Below are 17180 nucleotides of genomic sequence, written 5' to 3'. Positions count from 1 at the left end.
AACGACATCCCATAGTCCATCCCTCCAGCACACCAAAGCACCCGAACATGCACCAGAGATTTCGCGAGCACTTCTCAAATGCGGCACGCACCCCATTTCGCGAGCACTTTAGCTGAGTCTCGTCGCCCCTGTTGCTGCGGGTCTGTCATCCCTAGACTTGGAATTCGAAGGCCAAGACATTGCAACGACAGTAGGAGAGGCGCAAATGATGATCGAGAACAGCAATTACGAAGAGCCGGAGGTTCCCCACAGTGGCGATTCCATCCCCGACAAAGGCGAGCAGCTGAAGGACGGCGCTACTGCCGCGCAGGGTGGCGCTGTGCTCCCGGAAGGTGAGGATGGGCTATCGGCCAATGACGAGGACAGAGGCCGGTACGTCGAGGGCTCCTACGGCAAGGCCGGCCGCGAGGCAGGACACCGCCGCGGAGCGGGCGAGGGCCAATACATCGAAGGTGAGTACGGCAAGGCCGGGAGCGAAAGCGCGCGGAAAGCCGGGCCGGAAGAACAACTGCAGACGGGCCGTTTTGTCGAAGCCGACTACGGAAGTGCCGGCAACGTAGCGCCGCGCAGCGGGGAACACGGGTCCGGGCAGTATGCCAAAGGCGACTACGGCAGCGGCGGCAAAGTAGAGCCCGAGGACGAGGAGGTCTAGGACCGCCAGCGCGTCGTCATCAAGAAGCCGGCAATCGCAATAACAAAACCAATCAGGATATTTCCGTTTCCCACGTTCGGCAGTGGGAATGCGCCGCTGCTGATGTAGAAGGTAATGATCCAGAACAAGCCGATGAGCATAAGACCGAACATCACCGGCTTGTACCAGACCGGATTGGGCATATTGGCTTTGGTTTTAGCGCTGGCCTGCTCCTGGTTTCCACGGCGGGGCTGGCGGCGCGGTTTTGACTCGGGCACAGGATCTCCTTGATGGGCTGGCACCAGCGGCGCGCCCTTGCTGTAACGGGGGCAGCCCGGCCACTTGGTATCCTGAGAGGAATATTTCCGCGGACGGGATCTGTTCGGTTTCTGGCTGCAATTCTAGCCGTTCATGCGGCAAAACCGGGCCATGACGGGGCGGTGCCGCCACAGGACTGTGATAAACCGCAAGCTGGGACTACTTCCCCGGCGTCTTCGCTTGGCGTTCGCAGGGCAAACCTTTTACCGAATCAACGATTGGCACCAACACATCATGAACACACGCATTCTGGTCGTGGATAACTACGACAGTTTCGTCTATACCCTGGTGGGCTATCTGCAGCAGCTGGGAGCTGAGACCACCGTCGTCCGCAATGATGATGTGACGTTGGCCGAAGCCATCGAACTCACCGGTCCGCGTGATGGTGTGCTGATCTCCCCCGGGCCGGGGACGCCGGCCGAGGCGGGCATCTGCATTGAACTGATTAAGTGGTGCGGCCGCGAGAGTAAACCCATGTTGGGTGTATGCCTTGGGCATCAGGCCTTGGCGGAGGCGTACGGCGGAACCGTGACGCACGCACCGGAACTGATGCACGGCAAGACCTCCCCGGTGCAGCACGGGGGCTTAAACGTCTTCGCGGGGCTACCCAACCCGTTTACGGCGACCCGCTACCATTCGCTGGCGGCAGTGCGGGAATCCATTCCGGCCGAGCTTGAGATTACGGCGGAAACCGCCACCGGGGTGGTCATGGGACTGGCGCACCGGCGTGCGCCGTTATACGGAGTTCAGTTCCACCCGGAGTCCGTCCTGACCGAGGGCGGCTATCTGATGCTGGGCAACTGGCTGGAGTCGTTGGGCCTGACGGGAGCGGCGGCCAGGGCCGCCGGCATGAGCCCGCTCATCAGCCAGTAGTGGCTATTTACTAGGGGCCGGCGGAGGCGTGCAGTCCTTGTCCTTCTTGGACGTGCAGGCCGACGACGTCGGCGGGGGCGTCGGGGTCGCCGTCTCGGTCGGTGCGGTTGCGGTTACGGGAGCCTGAGTGGGTGCCGGAGCCGGAGCGGGAGCCTTGGCGATCTCCACCGTCACGGTGGAATACTGGTCGACGCTGGACCCCGCGTCCGCTGACTGGCCGGTAACCCGGCCGGGCTCCACCACGGCATTCTCCTTTTCGACAAAGGCGATCTGCAGGGTTCCTGACGCGCTCGCGATGGCCTGCCGGGCTTCCGCCTGACTAAGGCTGATCAGCGACGGCATCGTCACCTTGCCGGTAGAAACCATGAGATCCACCTTCGATCCCGCCGCCACCACCTGGCCCGGTGATGGGCTGGTTGTGACGACCAGGTTGGCACCGACAGTGCCGTCATTGACTTGTTTGGTCTCCCCCGGCAGCAGCCCCAGCGACCTGATCGCGTCTCGGGCGGTGGGTTCGGTGACGTTGACCAGGGACGTGGGGATCTGAACGCTGGCAGGACCGTCCGAAATAATCAAGGTGACCGTCGTATTGGGATTAACAGAGTTTCCTGCGGCTGGATCCGTGCCTACTGCCAGTCCTTTGGCGACGCTGGGATCGTAGCGTCGCTGCAGCGAAGGCCGCAGATTGTCATTATAGAGCTTGGCCATCGCATCGGTTTCCGGCATCATGCGGACATCGGGAATGTGGATCTGGACCGTGGCGGGTGGTTTTGCGTTGAGCAGGTTATAGGCCAGGAAGCCGCCGCCACCGAGCAGCAAGACCAACAAAACGAACAAGGTGATGATCCATGCACGACGGCGCCGGCGGACAGTCCGGTCCAATTCCTTTTCCGCGGGCAGCCCGAGCGGCAGCGCGTCCGGGTCCTCTTCGGGCACCGAACCCGTGGTGAGCGGTCCTCCGGTCAGCGCTTTGGCCATGGCACGGGTGGCGGGACCGTCGTCTTGAAGATAGTGCGCGCCGGGCCGCGGACGCGCTTCAACGGCGACGGCGACAGTCGCCACCGACGGCGGAGTCGGCGTACGCTGCAGGCCGTAGACCTCGGTGGGAGCTTCGGAAGCAGAGTAGGGATAGATCTGCACGCCACCCTTGGCGGCCCGGAGGGCACGCCGGAAGGCCGCGGCATTCTGGAACCGGTCAGTCCGGTTTTTTTCCAGTGCGCGCAGAACCACACTGTCCAGGGCGGGGCTGACCAACGAATTGAAGCGGCTGGGCGCCTCCGGCGTCTCCCTGACATGTTGGTATGCCACTGAGACCGGGCTGTCCCCCAGGAAGGGAGGCCGTCCCGTGAGCATCTCGTAGAAGAGGCAGGCGGCCGAGTACAGATCGCTGCGCTCATCCACTGTTTCCCCGCGGGCCTGCTCCGGAGAGAGATATTGAGCGGTGCCGATCACGGCCTGCGTCTGGGTCATGGTGGCGGAAGAATCGGCGATGGCGCGCGCAATCCCGAAGTCCATCACCTTGATCGCGTTGCCGTCGTCGGTGACCATGACATTGGCGGGCTTGATGTCCCGGTGCACAATGCCGGCACGATGGCTGTATTCGAGCGCGGACAGCACGCCGAGCGTGTAATCAATCGCGTGGTCAATGGTCAGTTCTTTGCTCCGGACCAGATCGCGCAGGGTCCGGCCGGAAACGAATTCCATCACAATGAACGGCATCCGGGTGCCATCCCCTAGCGGGTCACCGGCACCATGATCACCGGTGTCATACACAGCAACGATCGATGGATGATTCAGCCCGGCGACCGCCTGCGCCTCGCGGCGGAATCGTGCCTGCACTTGCGGATCCCGGGCCAGATCAGCGCGCAGTAGTTTCACGGCCACGGTACGTCCGAGGCGGGTGTCCTTGCCAATGTACACGTCAGCCATCCCGCCGCGGCCCAGCAGCTTGCCCAGTTCGTAACGTTCATTGAGGACGCGCGGGATGTTCATAAGTCAGCGGTCCTTTCCGGGTGATAGGGCCATGGTGGTTGCGGGTTACGACGGCGGCTGCTTTCGACTAGGGGGCGGGCTTGCAGGTGGCGGGGCTTCCCTCGGGCACTCCCACGCCGCAGTCGCCAAGCGCAGCAGGCGTGGCCGGCGCGGTAGGTGTGGCAGTCGGCTGCTGCGGTGTCGGCGTCGGTGCCGGTGCCGGCGTCGGTGTCGGTGTCGGTGTCGGCGCCGGTGTCGGTGTCGGCGCCGGTGTCGGTGTCGGTGCCGGTCCGGTCGAGACTGTGTAGGTCACAGTGGATCCCTTGGCCACACTGTTGCCCGGAGCCGGCGCGACCCCGATGACCGTACCGGCCTTGGCTGCATTGGGCGCGTTGTTGGTCGCGGGCACCAGTCCGAGGCGCAGAAGTTCGGAGTTGTAGGTCTCAGCGTTTTGGCCCGCAAAGGCCGGCACCGTCACCATTTCGGGTCCCTTGGAGTAGGTCACGGTGATGGTGCTGCCCTTTGGCTGCGATCCTGTAGGGGCAACACTCATGACAATTCCCGATTCAACCGTCGAGCTGAAGGCCTCCACCGGGTTCACTCCCATGCCCAAATTAATGAGGGCCCGCTGGACTTCGCTGAACGGCCGGCCGTTGTACTGATCCGGCTGGATCGTCACCACGTTGGAAACCGTCGTCGCCGTCGAACGCGACTGCACAGCGCTGGAACTGGAACTGGCGCTCGATGTCACCGACGTGGATCTGGGGGAAAAAACGCCCAGCTGCTGCAGGAGCACCATCGCAATGACAAAGAGGATCAGCAGGATCAGGGCAACCAGCGGCCAGGTCCAGGGGCTGCGTCCGCGCTTGGCAGGTGCGGCAGTCTCGTCGTCGTCCTCTTCCCATTGTGTCGCGGCCACCATCCCCTCGCCGCCGGAGAGTCTATTTCCCGGCCCGGCCTGTGCGCTGATGGTGGCCCCTGCAACGGTGGGGAGGGCAGAAGTGGCAGCGGAAAAATCCGACGGATAGCCCGTCGGGACGGCTGTTGTTGCGGCGGTTCCGGGAACATCCACCGGCGCCGTGATGGGTCCGGTGGTCGCTTCGAACAGCAGCATCCCGGGCGCGGCAGCGTGAGCGGCCTTAATGTCCCCATTCCGGATGGCTTCGGCCGCGTCCGCGAGCTTGTTCGCGTTGGCTGGACGGTTCGCCGGATCCTTCGCCAGCATGGACATCAGCAGCGCACGGACCGGCGTCGGAAGCGTATCCGGCAGCGGCGGGGGTGCATCGTTGACCTGGGCCAACGCAATGGCGATCTGGGATTCACCCGAGAAGGGGCGGTGACCGGTAATGCACTCGTATCCGATAATGCCAAGAGAATAGATATCGCTGGAACCGGTGGCGAGCTGACCTGTGGCCTGCTCCGGAGCCAGATACTGCGCCGTCCCCATGACCTGTCCGGTTTGGGTCAACGGGACCTGGTCGGCGAGCCGGGCAATGCCGAAATCGGTGACTTTAACCCTGCCCTCGGGCGTGATCAGCAGGTTTCCGGGTTTGACGTCACGGTGCACCAGGCCCTGCGCGTGCGCGACGGACAATGCCCTGGCGGTTTGGGCGATGATCGAAAGCGTGCGGTCGGAGGAGAGCACGTGCTCGTGTTCAATAATGCTGGACAAAGGCTCGCCCGGGACCAGCTCCATCACTAAATAGGCAGAGCCGTCCTCTTCACCGTAATCAAAGACATTGGCGATGCCAATGTGGTTCAGCAGTGCCGTATGGCGGGCCTCGGCCCGGAACCGCTCGCGGAAGCCCGGATCCCCGGTGTATTCCTCCTTGAGAATCTTGATCGCCACCGTCCGGCCCAGGACCAGATCTTTCGCCCGCCACACCTCGCCCATCCCACCAATCGCAATGCGAGATGTGAGCTGGAACCTGCCGCCTAAGGTGATACCCGAAGTTGGCCTCACTTATTCAACACCGCCTCGATAAGTTTGCTTGCGTTAGGACTGGTCAATTTTGCTCCGGTGGCAATATCGACATTCGACATGACGATCGATACCACCACCTGAGGATCTTGCGCCGGAGCGAATCCGGTGAACCAGGCATTGTTGTTCACGACGCCGGGAATGCCCTCGGCCGTGCCGGTTTTTCCCGCCACCTCGATGCCCGGAACGCTGGCTGCATGGGCTATCCCCTTGTCCACGACATTCGTCATCCAGTCGGTGATCTGATGAGCAATCTCGGGAGTAGTGGACTGCCGCAGAACCTCCGGTGTCAATTCCTCGACAGGTTTAAGGTCCGGGGTCCGGATCGTTTTCACCAGTTTTGGCTTCATCTGAGCGCCGCCGTTGGCAATGGCCGCGGTCATCATGGCGATCTCCAGCGGCGTTGCCTGCACATCCTGTTGTCCAACGGCACTGCGGGCCAGTTCGGCCGGCCCCAGCGGGCCCTTGCTTCCGGGGAACTTGCTGGCCGTTACCTTGTCCGGGAAGAACAGTGAATCGTCGTTAAAGCCAAACTTCTTGGCCTGCTCGGTGATGGCATCCTGCCCCAAATCCAAGGCTATCTGCGCGAAGGGTGTGTTGCAGGACTGCTCAAGGACAAAGGAAAAATCCGCCTGCGTCTTGGCTGCGCAGCCGCCGTTGACGTAGTTGGGCAGCGTGGCATCGGTGCCGGGGAACGTCAACTCCTGTGGGTTCGCCAGAACGGAATCCTTGTTGTATTTGCCGGAGGCGAGTGCGGCTGCGGTATCAACGAGCTTAAACACCGAACCCGGAGAATATAGCTTCGTGTAGGCGCTGGAGCCAAACATATTAATTCCGTCAATGCCGAGCAGTTTGTTGTAGTTTTCGGCCACCGCCTTGGGATCGTGGCTGGCCAGCAGATTGGTGTCGTAGGACGGCTTGGAGACCATGGCGATGATGGCTCCAGTCTTGGGATTCATTACGACTATGGAACCCTTCTGGCCGTCCGGGATCATGCTGTATGCCAGCTGCTGGATGGCCGGATCTATGGTCAGTTCCACGGATCGGCCCTTGGGTTGCGCGCCGGAGAGCAAGGAGACAACCCTGTCGTAGAAGGCATCGGCGGTTTCCCCGGTGAGCTGCGGATTTTCCGCTTTCTCGATGCCGTACTGTCCGTATGCCTGGGAAAAGAACCCGGTCAGACCGGCATAAAGCTCGCTCTGATGGTAGACGCGCTGAAACTTGCACTTGTCCGGGGAGGGGACGGACTCCGCAATGGGCTGGCCGCCGACCAGGATGGCACCGCGGTCATTGCAGAACTGTGCGATCAGGGCCCTGCTGTTTAGGTCATTGTTTTTTAGATCGTCAGCGGCGAAGAACTGGACATACGTGATGGAGCCGAGAACCAACGCGAAAAGTGCGACGGCGACAACCCAGGAACTGCGGATGGCCTGGTTCACGGGCTGATCACCTTCTCGGCGGGAGTTTTGATCGAACGGGGCGTCTGCACGGGTGCGCGGGAAGAACCGGGCGGGGGTGCTTCGCCGGCAGGGACCTGCGGTTCTTTCGCCGGGGCAGTGAAGATCGGGCGGCGGGCTGCATTGGAGATCAACAGGAGCAGGGCCACGATTATCCAGTTGGCCAAAAGCGAAGAGCCGCCGGCGGCAAGGAATGGGGTGGTCAGTCCGGTGAGCGGGATCAGCCGGGTAACGCCACCAATGACGACGAAGCACTGAAGGGCGATCGCGAAGGACAGGCCCACGGCCAGCAGTTTGCCAAAGGCATCGCGGGTTCCCAATGCGGCGCGGAAGCCCCGGGTGATCAGCAGAAGATAGAGGAGCACGACGGCGAACAGGCCAATCATGCCCAACTCTTCGCCTAGCGAGGCAATAATCATGTCGCTGTTAGCCAGTGGAACAATGTCCGGCCGGCCTTGTCCGAGCCCCGAGCCGATCAGGCCACCGCTGGCCATGCCGAACAGCCCCTGCACGATTTGGTAGCTGCTGCCCACACTGCGGCCGATCACCTCCGGATCGAAGGCGTGCACCCAGGTGTTGACCCGCAGGCTAACGTGCGGGAAGATCTTCATCGCAAAAAAGCCGCCAACGGCGATCAGCACCAGACCGATGGCAACCCAGCTGATCCTGCTGGTGGCGACGTAGATCATGATCATGAACAGACCGAAAAACAACACCGAGGTGCCGATGTCGTGCTGGAATACCAGGACGCCGACGCTGGCCAGCCAGGCGACGATCATCGGGCCAAGGTCGCGGGCCCGGGGCAGCTGCAGTGGACCGATCTTCTTTCCGGCGAGAAGGATCAGGTCGCGGTTGGAGGATAGATAACCGGCAAAGAATATAGCCAGCGTGATCTTGGCTATCTCGCCCGGCTGGAAGGAATTATTGCCGATCCTGATCCAGACACTGGCTCCGTTGACATCTCCAGCGCTGATGCCGGGAATCAGCGGCAGGATCAGCAGCACCACACTGATGATGAGGGAAATATAGGTAAAACGCCGCAGGACTCGATGGTCCCGCAGGGACCAGATGACGGCCATTGCTGCAATGACAGCAACCGAGGTCCACAGCCACTGGCGCGGGCTGGCTGTGTCGTCCGTGGCGAGGTCTAACCGGTGGATCATGGCGAGACCGATGCCATTGAGGGCAACGACGATGGGAAGTATGACCGGATCGGCATATTTTGCACGGAAGCGGAGCGAGATATGCATTCCGAGGGAGAGGACCGTTAGGACGGCCGCTTGGGAGTAGAAGTCGGAATCGAACGGGCGGTTCAAATTGATGTCCACTAAGGCATTGGCGGAAATGCCCACCACCAACGCCAGAACCAGCAGTACTAGCTCAATGTTCCGCCGCGGTTTTGCCACGGTCTGCAGCTGGCTCATTTGGCACCTCCCGAGCATGCTGATCGGCTGGTCGGGCCGCTGGAGGATGCCGTTGGCTGCCCGGAAGCGGTCGGAACGGAGGCCGGGGGACCGCCCGCGGCGGGTGATGAGGTCGAAGCGGAGGTTGTTGCTGTGGCTGTGGCTGCTGAGGTTGATGTGGTCGACGGTGTTGGCGATGGGCACGGTGGAGCTCCGGATCCGGTGCCCAGCTGCAGATCGATAATGATCTGTTGGGCGTCTTCAAGCCCGGCGGCCGGCACGGTCTGGGCGACCCGTTGCTGTGAGTAGTCGGGAAGACTTGAGACGTCTACCCCCGTCTCCCGGTAAACGTGGGAAAGCGCGATGGGTCCCAACGGCTGAGACACGCCGTTGAAAATCGCTACGTGCCCGTTAGCCTGGCCTACGTAATAACGCGTCTGGGTCCACGCGTAGCCGAGCCACAAGCCCACCAGCAGAATCAGCACGATGACGGCGGCAATAACGATTCGCAGGATGCTGCGCCGCTGGGGGGCAAGGGGATTTTCCGTCTCATACCCGTCGGCTTCGTACCCCTCGGCAGATTCGATGACCGAGGGTGCGGCGGTCTTATGCGTCAGCACGGCGGCGGCGCGCAAGGCTGCGGGACGTCCGGCAAGCGCCGGAATCTTTCCCTCGGCCGCGGCCGTGACGGCGGCCCCGACCAGTTCGTGCGGCCGACCTGCCAGTTCTGCATTGATGATGTCGGCGCTGAGATGTGAGCGGACCTCCTCAGCCGGCTCGGCCTCAGCGGCGGCTTCCCCTGCCTCGAATTCCGGCGCACTGGTTTCTGCCGTAGTGCTTTCGGACAGGCCGGAGACCACCGGTCCCTCGTGCTCCGACAGCTGGCCGGTCTTCGCGGGCACGGCAGGCAGCGCCGCGGTGTCCAAATCATCCCCGGTCAGCTCGGCGACTTCAAACACCACTACGGTAATGTTGTCCGGAGCTCCGGCGGCAAGAGTCAGTTCAATGAGTGTGTCGGCGCAATCGGAAAGCGAACGGGTATTGCGGATTACGTCTTCCACCATGTCATGGCGGACAAAGTTCAGGCCGTCCGAACAAAGCAGCCAACGCTCTCCGGGTGTGACGTCGAAGGTCGTGAGGTCTAGTTCGGGGGAGGCGTCCACATCACCTAACACGCGCATGAGTACATTCTTATGCGGATGCGTCTCCGCCTCCTCCGGACGCAGGCGGCCTTCGTCAATCATCCGCTGAACGAAGGTGTGGTCCTTACTGATCTGCTCAAAGACCCCGTCCTTGAGCCGGTACGCACGCGAATCCCCAATATGGGCGAATTCAAGCTTATGACCGGAGAGCAGCAATGCCGTCACCGTGGTGCCCATACCCGCCAGCTTCGGATTGACCTGGACCAGTTCGGATAACAGGGAATTGGCGGTCTGAATTTCGTCGGCCAGATAGGTGCCGGCATCGCCTTGATACCCGTCGCGGTCCAGATGGATCAGGTCCAGCACAGTGGAGGCGCTGGCAACGTCACCACCGGCATGGCCTCCCATCCCGTCAGCGACCACGGCGAGAAAGTGTCCCACGTAGGCGGAATCATCATTTTTGGCCCTGATTTTGCCGACGTCCGAGCGCGCGGCATAGCGGAGGACCAAGGGACGGTCGGCCATGGTCACGGCCTCAATTCGATGACCGTCTTACCGATCCGGACCGGGACGCCGAGCTCGACCGGCAAGGCGCGGGTCAATTGCTGGTCGCCCAGGAACGTGCCGTTCGTCGAACCTAGATCCTCGATGAACCAGCGGCTTCCCTGCGGGAAGAGCCTGGCGTGACGTCCGGAGGCGTAATCGTCTTCGAGAACGAGCGTGGCTTCTTGAGCGCGTCCGAGGAGAATCGGTGTCCCGGACAGTTCCAGGGTGCGCCCCGCCAACGGGCCCTCGGTGACCGCCAAGGTCCGTGCCTGCGCACGGGCCGGAGGTGCGTCCACCAGCTCGGGGTGCCTGCGCGCCTGGCGGGCGGTTGGGGTGCCGACCTTGGTCCTCCGCCCGATCACCAGGTCACGGCGCATCGCCCCGACCACACTGAAGATCATCACCCACAGCAATAGCAGGAAGCCAAAGCGCAGTACGGTAACCGTCAGGCCGCTGAGCTCATTCATCCGCGTCCGCCGTTTCGCATCGGCAGTAACCGGAAAATGATCTTAGTCCGGCCCATCGTCACCGTGGCGCCGTCGGACAGCTCTGTGCTGCCGGAGACCTTTCGGCCATTGACATAGCTGCCGTTGGTGGATCCCAGATCTACGGCCGTCGACCGGCCGTGTTCGGTCCGGATTTCCAGATGCTTTCGGGAAACGCCCGTGTCATCGATAAGAATGTCGGCATCCGATGACCGGCCCAGAATGATGCTCGGCGCATTCAGTGAGTAGCGCTGGCCGTCAATGTCCAGCACCGGCTGAAGATTTTGTGCTGCGGCCCGGGCGGGTGGGCGCGGTGGGGCCGCGGGAGGCCCTGCGGGATAACCCGCGGGCACATCGACCGAGGCCACATTTTGCTCCGGCTGACTCTTGGGCTGGTCCGCGGAGGCGCTGCCGCCGGTCTTTTCGGTCCGGGAGCCGATCTGGAAAACGCCCGCTTTCAACTCCGCTTCCTGGTGAAAGGCGACCCGGACGGGGCCCTGCAATATATAGCCCTGACCACGCGAATGATTGATCACGACGTCGCAGAGTTCTTCGGCCAGCGCGGTGCCCCAACTGCGGGCACGCTCAAAATCCTGTTCGCTGAGTTGAACGTCAAAGACGTTGGGCGCTAACGTCCGTCCAGCGGCCAACGTCATGGCCTTGTCATCGAGCTCGCGCCGGAGGCGGCTGGCAATTTCCACCGGCTGGACCTGTGCTTTTGATCCACGGGAGAAGGCGCCACGTACGGCTTTTTCGATGCCTTTTTCGACGTTATCCAACAGCCCCATCGGCCCTCTCCTCACAATTTCTCGATATTCTGCGCGAACTTGTCCATCCCGATACTACTGGGCGGAACCATGAAAATCCCCATCTGGTGCTCCTTGCGGGCGCAGTTTCATACCTCGGTATGGCCACACGCCAGGGTCACGGATGACTGCGCCTTCGGCTTCGAACTGGTCTCTGTTCGGCGGCCCCTGGCATGGCTGATCCAGGCGTTTAGGTATTTCGGCACGGCGTCGGGTAATCTTGATCTCGCTGTTCTTTTGGTTTGGGTTTCTGAACCATCTGGCTGAAAAACCGGACAAAAGACGGCAGCGCGCGAGTGGCGGAACGGCAGACGCGCTGGCTTCAGGTGCCAGTATCTTAACGGGTGTGGGGGTTCAAATCCCCCCTCGCGCACGCTCTATTCCTTCAGGGTCAAACCAAGGGAAACAAGAACGCCCCGGTCTCAGGACCGGGGCGTTTTTTGTGCGCAAAGTCAGGGGCTAACCCGGGGCCGGCGGTGGTGACTCTGCTCTCAAACGGAAATAGTGGCAGGGGCAGAGACGTTGGGACCAGTGAACCTAACTCGACTGAAAAGAGACTCCCTTGAACTTGTTCTCTCCCCTGACCGTTGGCGCTCTTGAGCTGCGAAACCGGCTAGTGATGGCTCCCCTGACCCGCTCGCGTTCGGGGCGGAGCGGGGTTCCTGGACCGCTCGTAACGGAGCATTACCGGCAGCGCGCCTCCCTTGGCCTGATCGTCAGTGAAGGCACATACCCCAGTCATGCGGGGCAGGGCTTTCCCGGCCAGCCCGGACTGGTCACGGATGAGCAGCTGGCAGGTTGGAGCAAAGTAACGCAGGCAGTCCACGAGGAGGGCGGCCGTATCTTTGCCCAGGTCATGCACGCTGGCCGGGTCACGCACGAGGCAATAACCGGTGGCTTTCCGGTGGTGGGCCCCAGCGCAATCGCCATCGACGGGTTAACCCGGACCTACGAGGGCAAGCTTGCGTATCCCGTCCCGCATGAGCTCAGCGGCGACGAACTGAAAGGGGTCATTGGCGAGTTTGTCCGTGCTTCACGCAACGCAATTACCGCCGGGTTCGACGGCGTCGAGCTGCATGGTGCCAACGGCTATTTACTCCATGAGTTCCTCTCCCCTGCATCGAATGAGCGCAACGATGGCTATGGCGGCTCGCCGGAGAACCGGGCCCGTTTTGTGGCTGAGGTTGTTGCGGCTGTGGCGGCGGAAATAGGTGCCGAACGGGTAGGCATCCGGGTTTCGCCCGAGCACAATATCCAGGGCGCCCTGGAAACTGACGCCGCAGACGTGCGCGCCACCTATGCCTCGCTGCTGAAGACGATCGCGCCGCTGAATCTGGCATACCTGAGCATTCTGCACCAAGACCCCACCGGCTCTTTGGTCCAGGATCTGCGGGCCTGGTTTGCTGGCCCGCTGCTGCTCAACAGCGGTTTCGGCATCGTGACCACTCGGGACGAAGCAATGGCGCTGATGGCAGACGGCCACGCGGACGCAGTCGTTGTGGGCCGGCCGGCGATAGCTAACCCGGACTTGGTGAGGCGGTGGCAGGAGGACCTGCCACTGAATGCACCGGATCCGCTGACCTTTTACACCGACGGAGCTGCCGGTTACACGGATTATCCTGCGTTGGCAAGCTAGCAGACCTATTTTGTCAGTGGAATGATGGCAGGGACCGTTTGGGACAGTTACTTGAGGAAGCAGGCGTGCAATGATTTTCATCGTCGTTAAATTCAACGTCAAGCCCGATTGGACGGAGCGCTGGCTGGATCTGACCCGCGAATTTACCGCGGCCACGCGGCAGGAACCGGGCAATCTTTGGTTCGACTGGTCCCGGAGCGTGGATAATCCCAATGAATTCACATTGGTCGAAGCCTTCCACGATGACGCCGCCGGAGATCACGTCAACAGCGCGCACTTCCAGCGCGCGATGACGGTCATGCCCCAGGCCCTGGCTGAAACGCCGCAGATCATCAGCGAGAAGATCGGCGCCGAGGGCTGGGGCCGGATGGGTGAGCTTACCGTCCAGTAGCGGCACCCGCTGCGATCATCAAGGGGGATCTGCGTTTACTCCAGCAGCCCACGGATATCGTCTGCGGTCAGCGCTGAACTGAACATGGCGTCGTCGTCCATCACCGCGTCGAAGAGCCGCGCCTTCCGCTCCTTGAGCGCCATCACCTTCTCCTCAATGGTCCCTTTGGCGATCATTCGGTAGACCATCACATTCCGGGTCTGGCCGATCCGGTGCGTCCGGTCCACGGCTTGATTCTCCGTCGCGGGATTCCACCATGGATCGAGGAGGAAGACGTAGTCCGCCTCGGTAAGATTCAGGCCGAAGCCACCGGCTTTGAGGCTGATGAGGAACACCGGGGCGGCGCCGTCTTTGAATTTGGTGATGACCTCCGCCCGCCGTCGTGTGGATCCGTCCAGATAACAGTAGGGGATGCCCATCTCGTCCAGCCGCTGGGCCGCCTTCTTTAAAAACGATGTGAACTGGCTGAAGATCAATGCCCGGTGGCCTTCGGCGAGGACATCCTCCAACTGCTCGTAGAGGGCCTCGAGTTTCGCTGAGGGCACCGATGCGTACTTCGGGTCCACCAGAGATGCGTCAAGGCTGAGCATGCGCAGCAGCGTGAGCGAGCGGAAAACAATGAAGCGGTTCTTGTCCATGTCCTCGATCAGACCGAGCAGTTTCTGCCGTTCGCGCTGCAGAAAGGTCTCGTAAATCTTCTTGTGCTTCGGGCCCAGCTCCACCTCCAGCACCTGCTCTTGTTTCGCCGGAAGGTCCTTTGCCACCGCGTCTTTAGTGCGTCTCATCATCAGCGGCCGGATCCGGCGGCGCAGCTGGGCCAGCAGGGCCTGGTCCTCGCCGCGTTCAATCGGCCGCTGATATGTCTCGGTGAACTTACGCGCTGAGGGAAACAGCCCCGGCGCCACGATGGCGAAGAGCGACCATAACTCCATCAGGTTGTTCTCCATCGGCGTGCCCGTGATGGCCAGCTTGAACGGAACCTTGAGGTCCTTGGCACAGAGGTGGACTTTCGCGGTCCGGTTCTTTACGAACTGAGCCTCATCCAGAATCAGCCCCGCCCATTTCTGCCCCTGATACGCCTCGAAATCCAGCCGGAAAAGCGCGTACGACGTAATGACGACGTCGGTCCCCGCAGTCGTGCGGGACAGCGGCACGCCGCTTTTTCCCTGCGTGTCAGTAATCCCGGCCGTCTTCAGGCCCGGGGCGAACCGTGCGGCTTCCAAGAGCCAGTTGGGAACCACGGATGTGGGTGCGACGACGAGGAACGGCAACTGTGCATCATGCTGCACGGCCGGTGATCCGTCCGGCTGCGCGGCCGGTGGTCCGTCCGGCTGCGCGGCCGGTGGTCCGTCCGGCTGCGCTCCATTCGGACCGGACGGCATTTGTCCGGCGGACTCCTTGGCGTGAAGTATCAGTGCCAGAGTCTGCAGCGTCTTACCAAGACCCATGTCATCGGCGAGGACGCCGCCCAGCTGGTGCTTCCAGAGGAACGCCAGCCACGTGAATCCGTCCAGCTGGTAAGGGCGCAAGGTGGCGAGCAGAGACTGTGGCACCGGCGTCGGTTTCACGGCATCCAATTCCAGCAGCCCGGTGACAGCGGCCCGCCAGCTCTGCGCCTGTTCCGTGTCCTCGGCCAGGTCCTCGAAGTCGGACCACAGACCGGCCTGGTAGCGGCTGATCCGCAGGCCGGTTTCCCATTCCTGCAGGGCGCGGGCTTCCTCAATGAGCTGATGAAGCCGGGCAAATATGGGCTGGTCCAGCGACAGGTATGAATTGTCCACCAGAAGCAGCTTGGTTTTCCCCTTTGCCAACGCCCGGAAGATATTATCAAAGGGAATTTTCCGTCCCCCGATCGTGACCATGACGCCGAGATCGAACCAGTCCCGCTGATCCGTTTCAACCGTACTGATAGTCAGTTCCGGGGGATCGGTCAGTTCGCGGTAGTCGGGACGATCCCCGAGCACGTCCATCCGTACGCCGTCGAGCTTTTCAATTTTTGGCAGCGAACGCTCGCTGAATTCTGCGGCGTCGATGCCCTTGAGCATGGCGTTGGCCTGGAGTGCGGCCGGACGCAGCGCCGCGGTGGCCAGCGCCATCACGGTGGCCTCGGTCTCCGCATCCCGGTAGCCGGCAGCCTGCGGTACCGCGTGGAGCGGAAGCCGCAGGGCGCCACCGGGCTGCGGATACTCCCAGTCCCAGTGCAGCAACAGCGTGTGCTCCGGCTCGTAGGCAGCAGTCAGCACCAATACAGGCGGTTGGATTTTGGGGAATTGGATGGAATCGTCCGGGCTGCGGACGCTGACTGCTTGGCGCAGCCGGGGATAGAACTCCGTCATGAACTCGTCAACGTCCGCTGCCGGGATAACGACGGCGGCACTCTGTCGCAGCAGAGCCCTCTGCTCGGCTGACAGCCCAGCGGAAACCGGCGCCAAGGTAATGGCTGCGGGGGACACCTGGTAGGCATACACGCCATGGTTGCCGATGGTTCCTGCGTCCAGCGGCGGGTAAGCCTGCTCGTCGATCAGCAGAACCGCGGCAAGCCGCAACGAAGAATCCCCTTCCCCGGTGGCGTCCATGCTCACATCGGCATGTTTGCCAATACTGATGACGGCATCCTTCTTGGTCCCCACCAAAGCGATGCCCAATCGGGCGGCATCGTCGAACAGATTCCATAACAGCGGACTGCTGAAGTCATCCAGATAGAGCCAATCATTGTCCTGGCCGAAATAGACTTGGCCGTTCGCCCGGTGCAGCGGGGCGAACTGGCAGAACCAGCGGTGCTGTTCCGGGTCTAGATTGAGCCTGTTCACCTGGTAACTGACCGTATTCCAGGTCAGGCTGCCCTTGACCCAGTTGCCTTTGCTGTTAAGGGTGACCGGCCGGACGCCCAGACGATAGGGCCCGGCGGACGGGCCGCGTGTTCCGGCCTTGGCTGGTGCAGCGGGACCGGGAATGGCCCAACGGGTCCGGCGCGCCGGGGCGACGGGCCGCAGCTCAAACTGCAGCCCCATCGCCGTGGTCATGCGCTGCGGGCCGGTGCCGCCGGCAACGAGCCGCCCGGGGGTGTCCCGGCCCGGTTTGGCTACCGGCCCGACCAAAGTACTGAGGCTGGATTTCCAGCCGGCCAGCGGTTTGCGCTCCGCAGGCGGTGCCGTCAACGTGTCCTGGTCCGGAGCACTGCGGGTCGTTGCCATCTCCCGCTGCAGGCGCACGGCATTGCTGCTGAGCAGAGTGGCCGCGACATGTTTGCAGTCGAAGGCCACGGGGCAGCTGCACGAGCTGCTGACCGGAATGAGCCGCCCGCTGCCCTGAGCGACCAGGTCGATGCGGCAGTGATACGGAGCAGCGGCGGCGCCCTGCACCGTTCCGGTCAGCAGCCCTTTCGTGGGGTCCCAGCCGATCCTGTGCACCGATCCGTTGCGCGCGTAAGGGCGGGCGCGGCCCAGTGCCGGTTCACCCACCAGCCGGACAATGTCCGTAATGTCCACCATGGGCGGCAGAATGACCTCCAGCTCCACGGGACTAGACACCTCTTAATGC

At 62.3% G+C, this 17180-nt stretch carries 13 protein-coding genes and 1 tRNA gene; 5 read left to right on the top strand and 9 right to left on the bottom strand.

What is annotated here, in order from left to right; genetic code table 11:
- Window positions 1-205 precede the first annotated feature (205 nt).
- On the top strand, window positions 206-652 hold the full coding sequence (locus tag OS914_RS13580) for a hypothetical protein (RefSeq protein WP_267546592.1): 447 nt from the start codon (window positions 206-208) through the stop codon (window positions 650-652).
- Here OS914_RS13580 and OS914_RS13575 read toward each other — a convergent pair.
- A complete protein-coding gene (locus tag OS914_RS13575; RefSeq protein ID WP_267546591.1) occupies window positions 649-909 on the bottom strand; it encodes a cell division protein CrgA in 261 nt (86 codons plus the stop codon). The genes OS914_RS13580 and OS914_RS13575 overlap by 4 nt on opposite strands.
- Window positions 910-1180: 271 nt before the next feature.
- Here OS914_RS13575 and OS914_RS13570 point away from each other — a divergent pair, with 271 nt between their 5' ends.
- Window positions 1181-1822, top strand: a complete 642-nt coding sequence (locus OS914_RS13570) for an aminodeoxychorismate/anthranilate synthase component II (RefSeq protein WP_267546599.1) — start codon at window positions 1181-1183, stop codon at window positions 1820-1822.
- Between the two features lie 3 nt (window positions 1823-1825).
- Here OS914_RS13570 and pknB read toward each other — a convergent pair whose 3' ends face one another.
- The 7 genes from pknB to OS914_RS13535 form a co-directional block, all read right to left on the bottom strand.
- The gene (gene pknB, locus OS914_RS13565; RefSeq protein WP_267546590.1) at window positions 1826-3814 is read right to left on the bottom strand and encodes a Stk1 family PASTA domain-containing Ser/Thr kinase; all 1989 of its coding nucleotides are present in this window, start codon (window positions 3812-3814) and stop codon (window positions 1826-1828) included.
- A gap of 67 nt (window positions 3815-3881) precedes the next feature.
- Window positions 3882-5756 carry a protein kinase domain-containing protein gene (locus OS914_RS13560; protein WP_267546589.1) on the bottom strand — a complete coding sequence of 625 codons (1875 nt, stop codon included), beginning with the start codon at window positions 5754-5756 and terminating at the stop codon, window positions 3882-3884.
- Complete coding sequence (locus OS914_RS13555) at window positions 5753-7213, bottom strand: peptidoglycan D,D-transpeptidase FtsI family protein (RefSeq protein ID WP_267546588.1); 1461 nt, start codon at window positions 7211-7213, stop codon at window positions 5753-5755. The genes OS914_RS13560 and OS914_RS13555 overlap by 4 nt, the downstream gene beginning before the upstream one ends.
- A complete protein-coding gene (locus OS914_RS13550; RefSeq protein WP_267546587.1) occupies window positions 7210-8655 on the bottom strand; it encodes an FtsW/RodA/SpoVE family cell cycle protein in 1446 nt (481 codons plus the stop codon). The genes OS914_RS13555 and OS914_RS13550 overlap by 4 nt, the downstream gene beginning before the upstream one ends.
- On the bottom strand, window positions 8652-10301 hold the full coding sequence (locus OS914_RS13545) for a PP2C family protein-serine/threonine phosphatase (RefSeq protein WP_267546598.1): 1650 nt from the start codon (window positions 10299-10301) through the stop codon (window positions 8652-8654). The genes OS914_RS13550 and OS914_RS13545 overlap by 4 nt, the downstream gene beginning before the upstream one ends.
- Window positions 10302-10303: 2 nt before the next feature.
- Complete coding sequence (locus OS914_RS13540) at window positions 10304-10789, bottom strand: FHA domain-containing protein FhaB/FipA (RefSeq protein WP_267546586.1); 486 nt, start codon at window positions 10787-10789, stop codon at window positions 10304-10306.
- On the bottom strand, window positions 10786-11595 hold the full coding sequence (locus tag OS914_RS13535) for an FhaA domain-containing protein (protein WP_267546585.1): 810 nt from the start codon (window positions 11593-11595) through the stop codon (window positions 10786-10788). The genes OS914_RS13540 and OS914_RS13535 overlap by 4 nt, the downstream gene beginning before the upstream one ends.
- A gap of 308 nt (window positions 11596-11903) precedes the next feature.
- Here OS914_RS13535 and OS914_RS13530 point away from each other — a divergent pair.
- From OS914_RS13530 to OS914_RS13520, 3 genes are all read left to right on the top strand, one after another.
- Window positions 11904-11986: transfer RNA gene (locus OS914_RS13530), tRNA-Leu, on the top strand.
- Window positions 11987-12175: 189 nt separating this feature from the next.
- Complete coding sequence (locus tag OS914_RS13525) at window positions 12176-13249, top strand: alkene reductase (protein WP_267546584.1); 1074 nt, start codon at window positions 12176-12178, stop codon at window positions 13247-13249.
- 70 nt (window positions 13250-13319) lie between these two features.
- Window positions 13320-13640, top strand: a complete 321-nt coding sequence (locus OS914_RS13520; protein WP_267546583.1) for a putative quinol monooxygenase — start codon at window positions 13320-13322, stop codon at window positions 13638-13640.
- Window positions 13641-13675: 35 nt separating this feature from the next.
- Here the strand turns inward: OS914_RS13520 and OS914_RS13515 are convergent, their stop codons facing one another.
- Complete coding sequence (locus OS914_RS13515) at window positions 13676-17170, bottom strand: DEAD/DEAH box helicase (protein WP_267546582.1); 3495 nt, start codon at window positions 17168-17170, stop codon at window positions 13676-13678.
- Window positions 17171-17180: the final 10 nt, after the last annotated feature.

This window comes from Arthrobacter endolithicus, assembly GCF_026627425.1.
In the GTDB taxonomy this organism is placed as follows: domain Bacteria; phylum Actinomycetota; class Actinomycetes; order Actinomycetales; family Micrococcaceae; genus Arthrobacter_M.
This window is presented reverse-complemented; position numbering and strand designations above follow the sequence as displayed.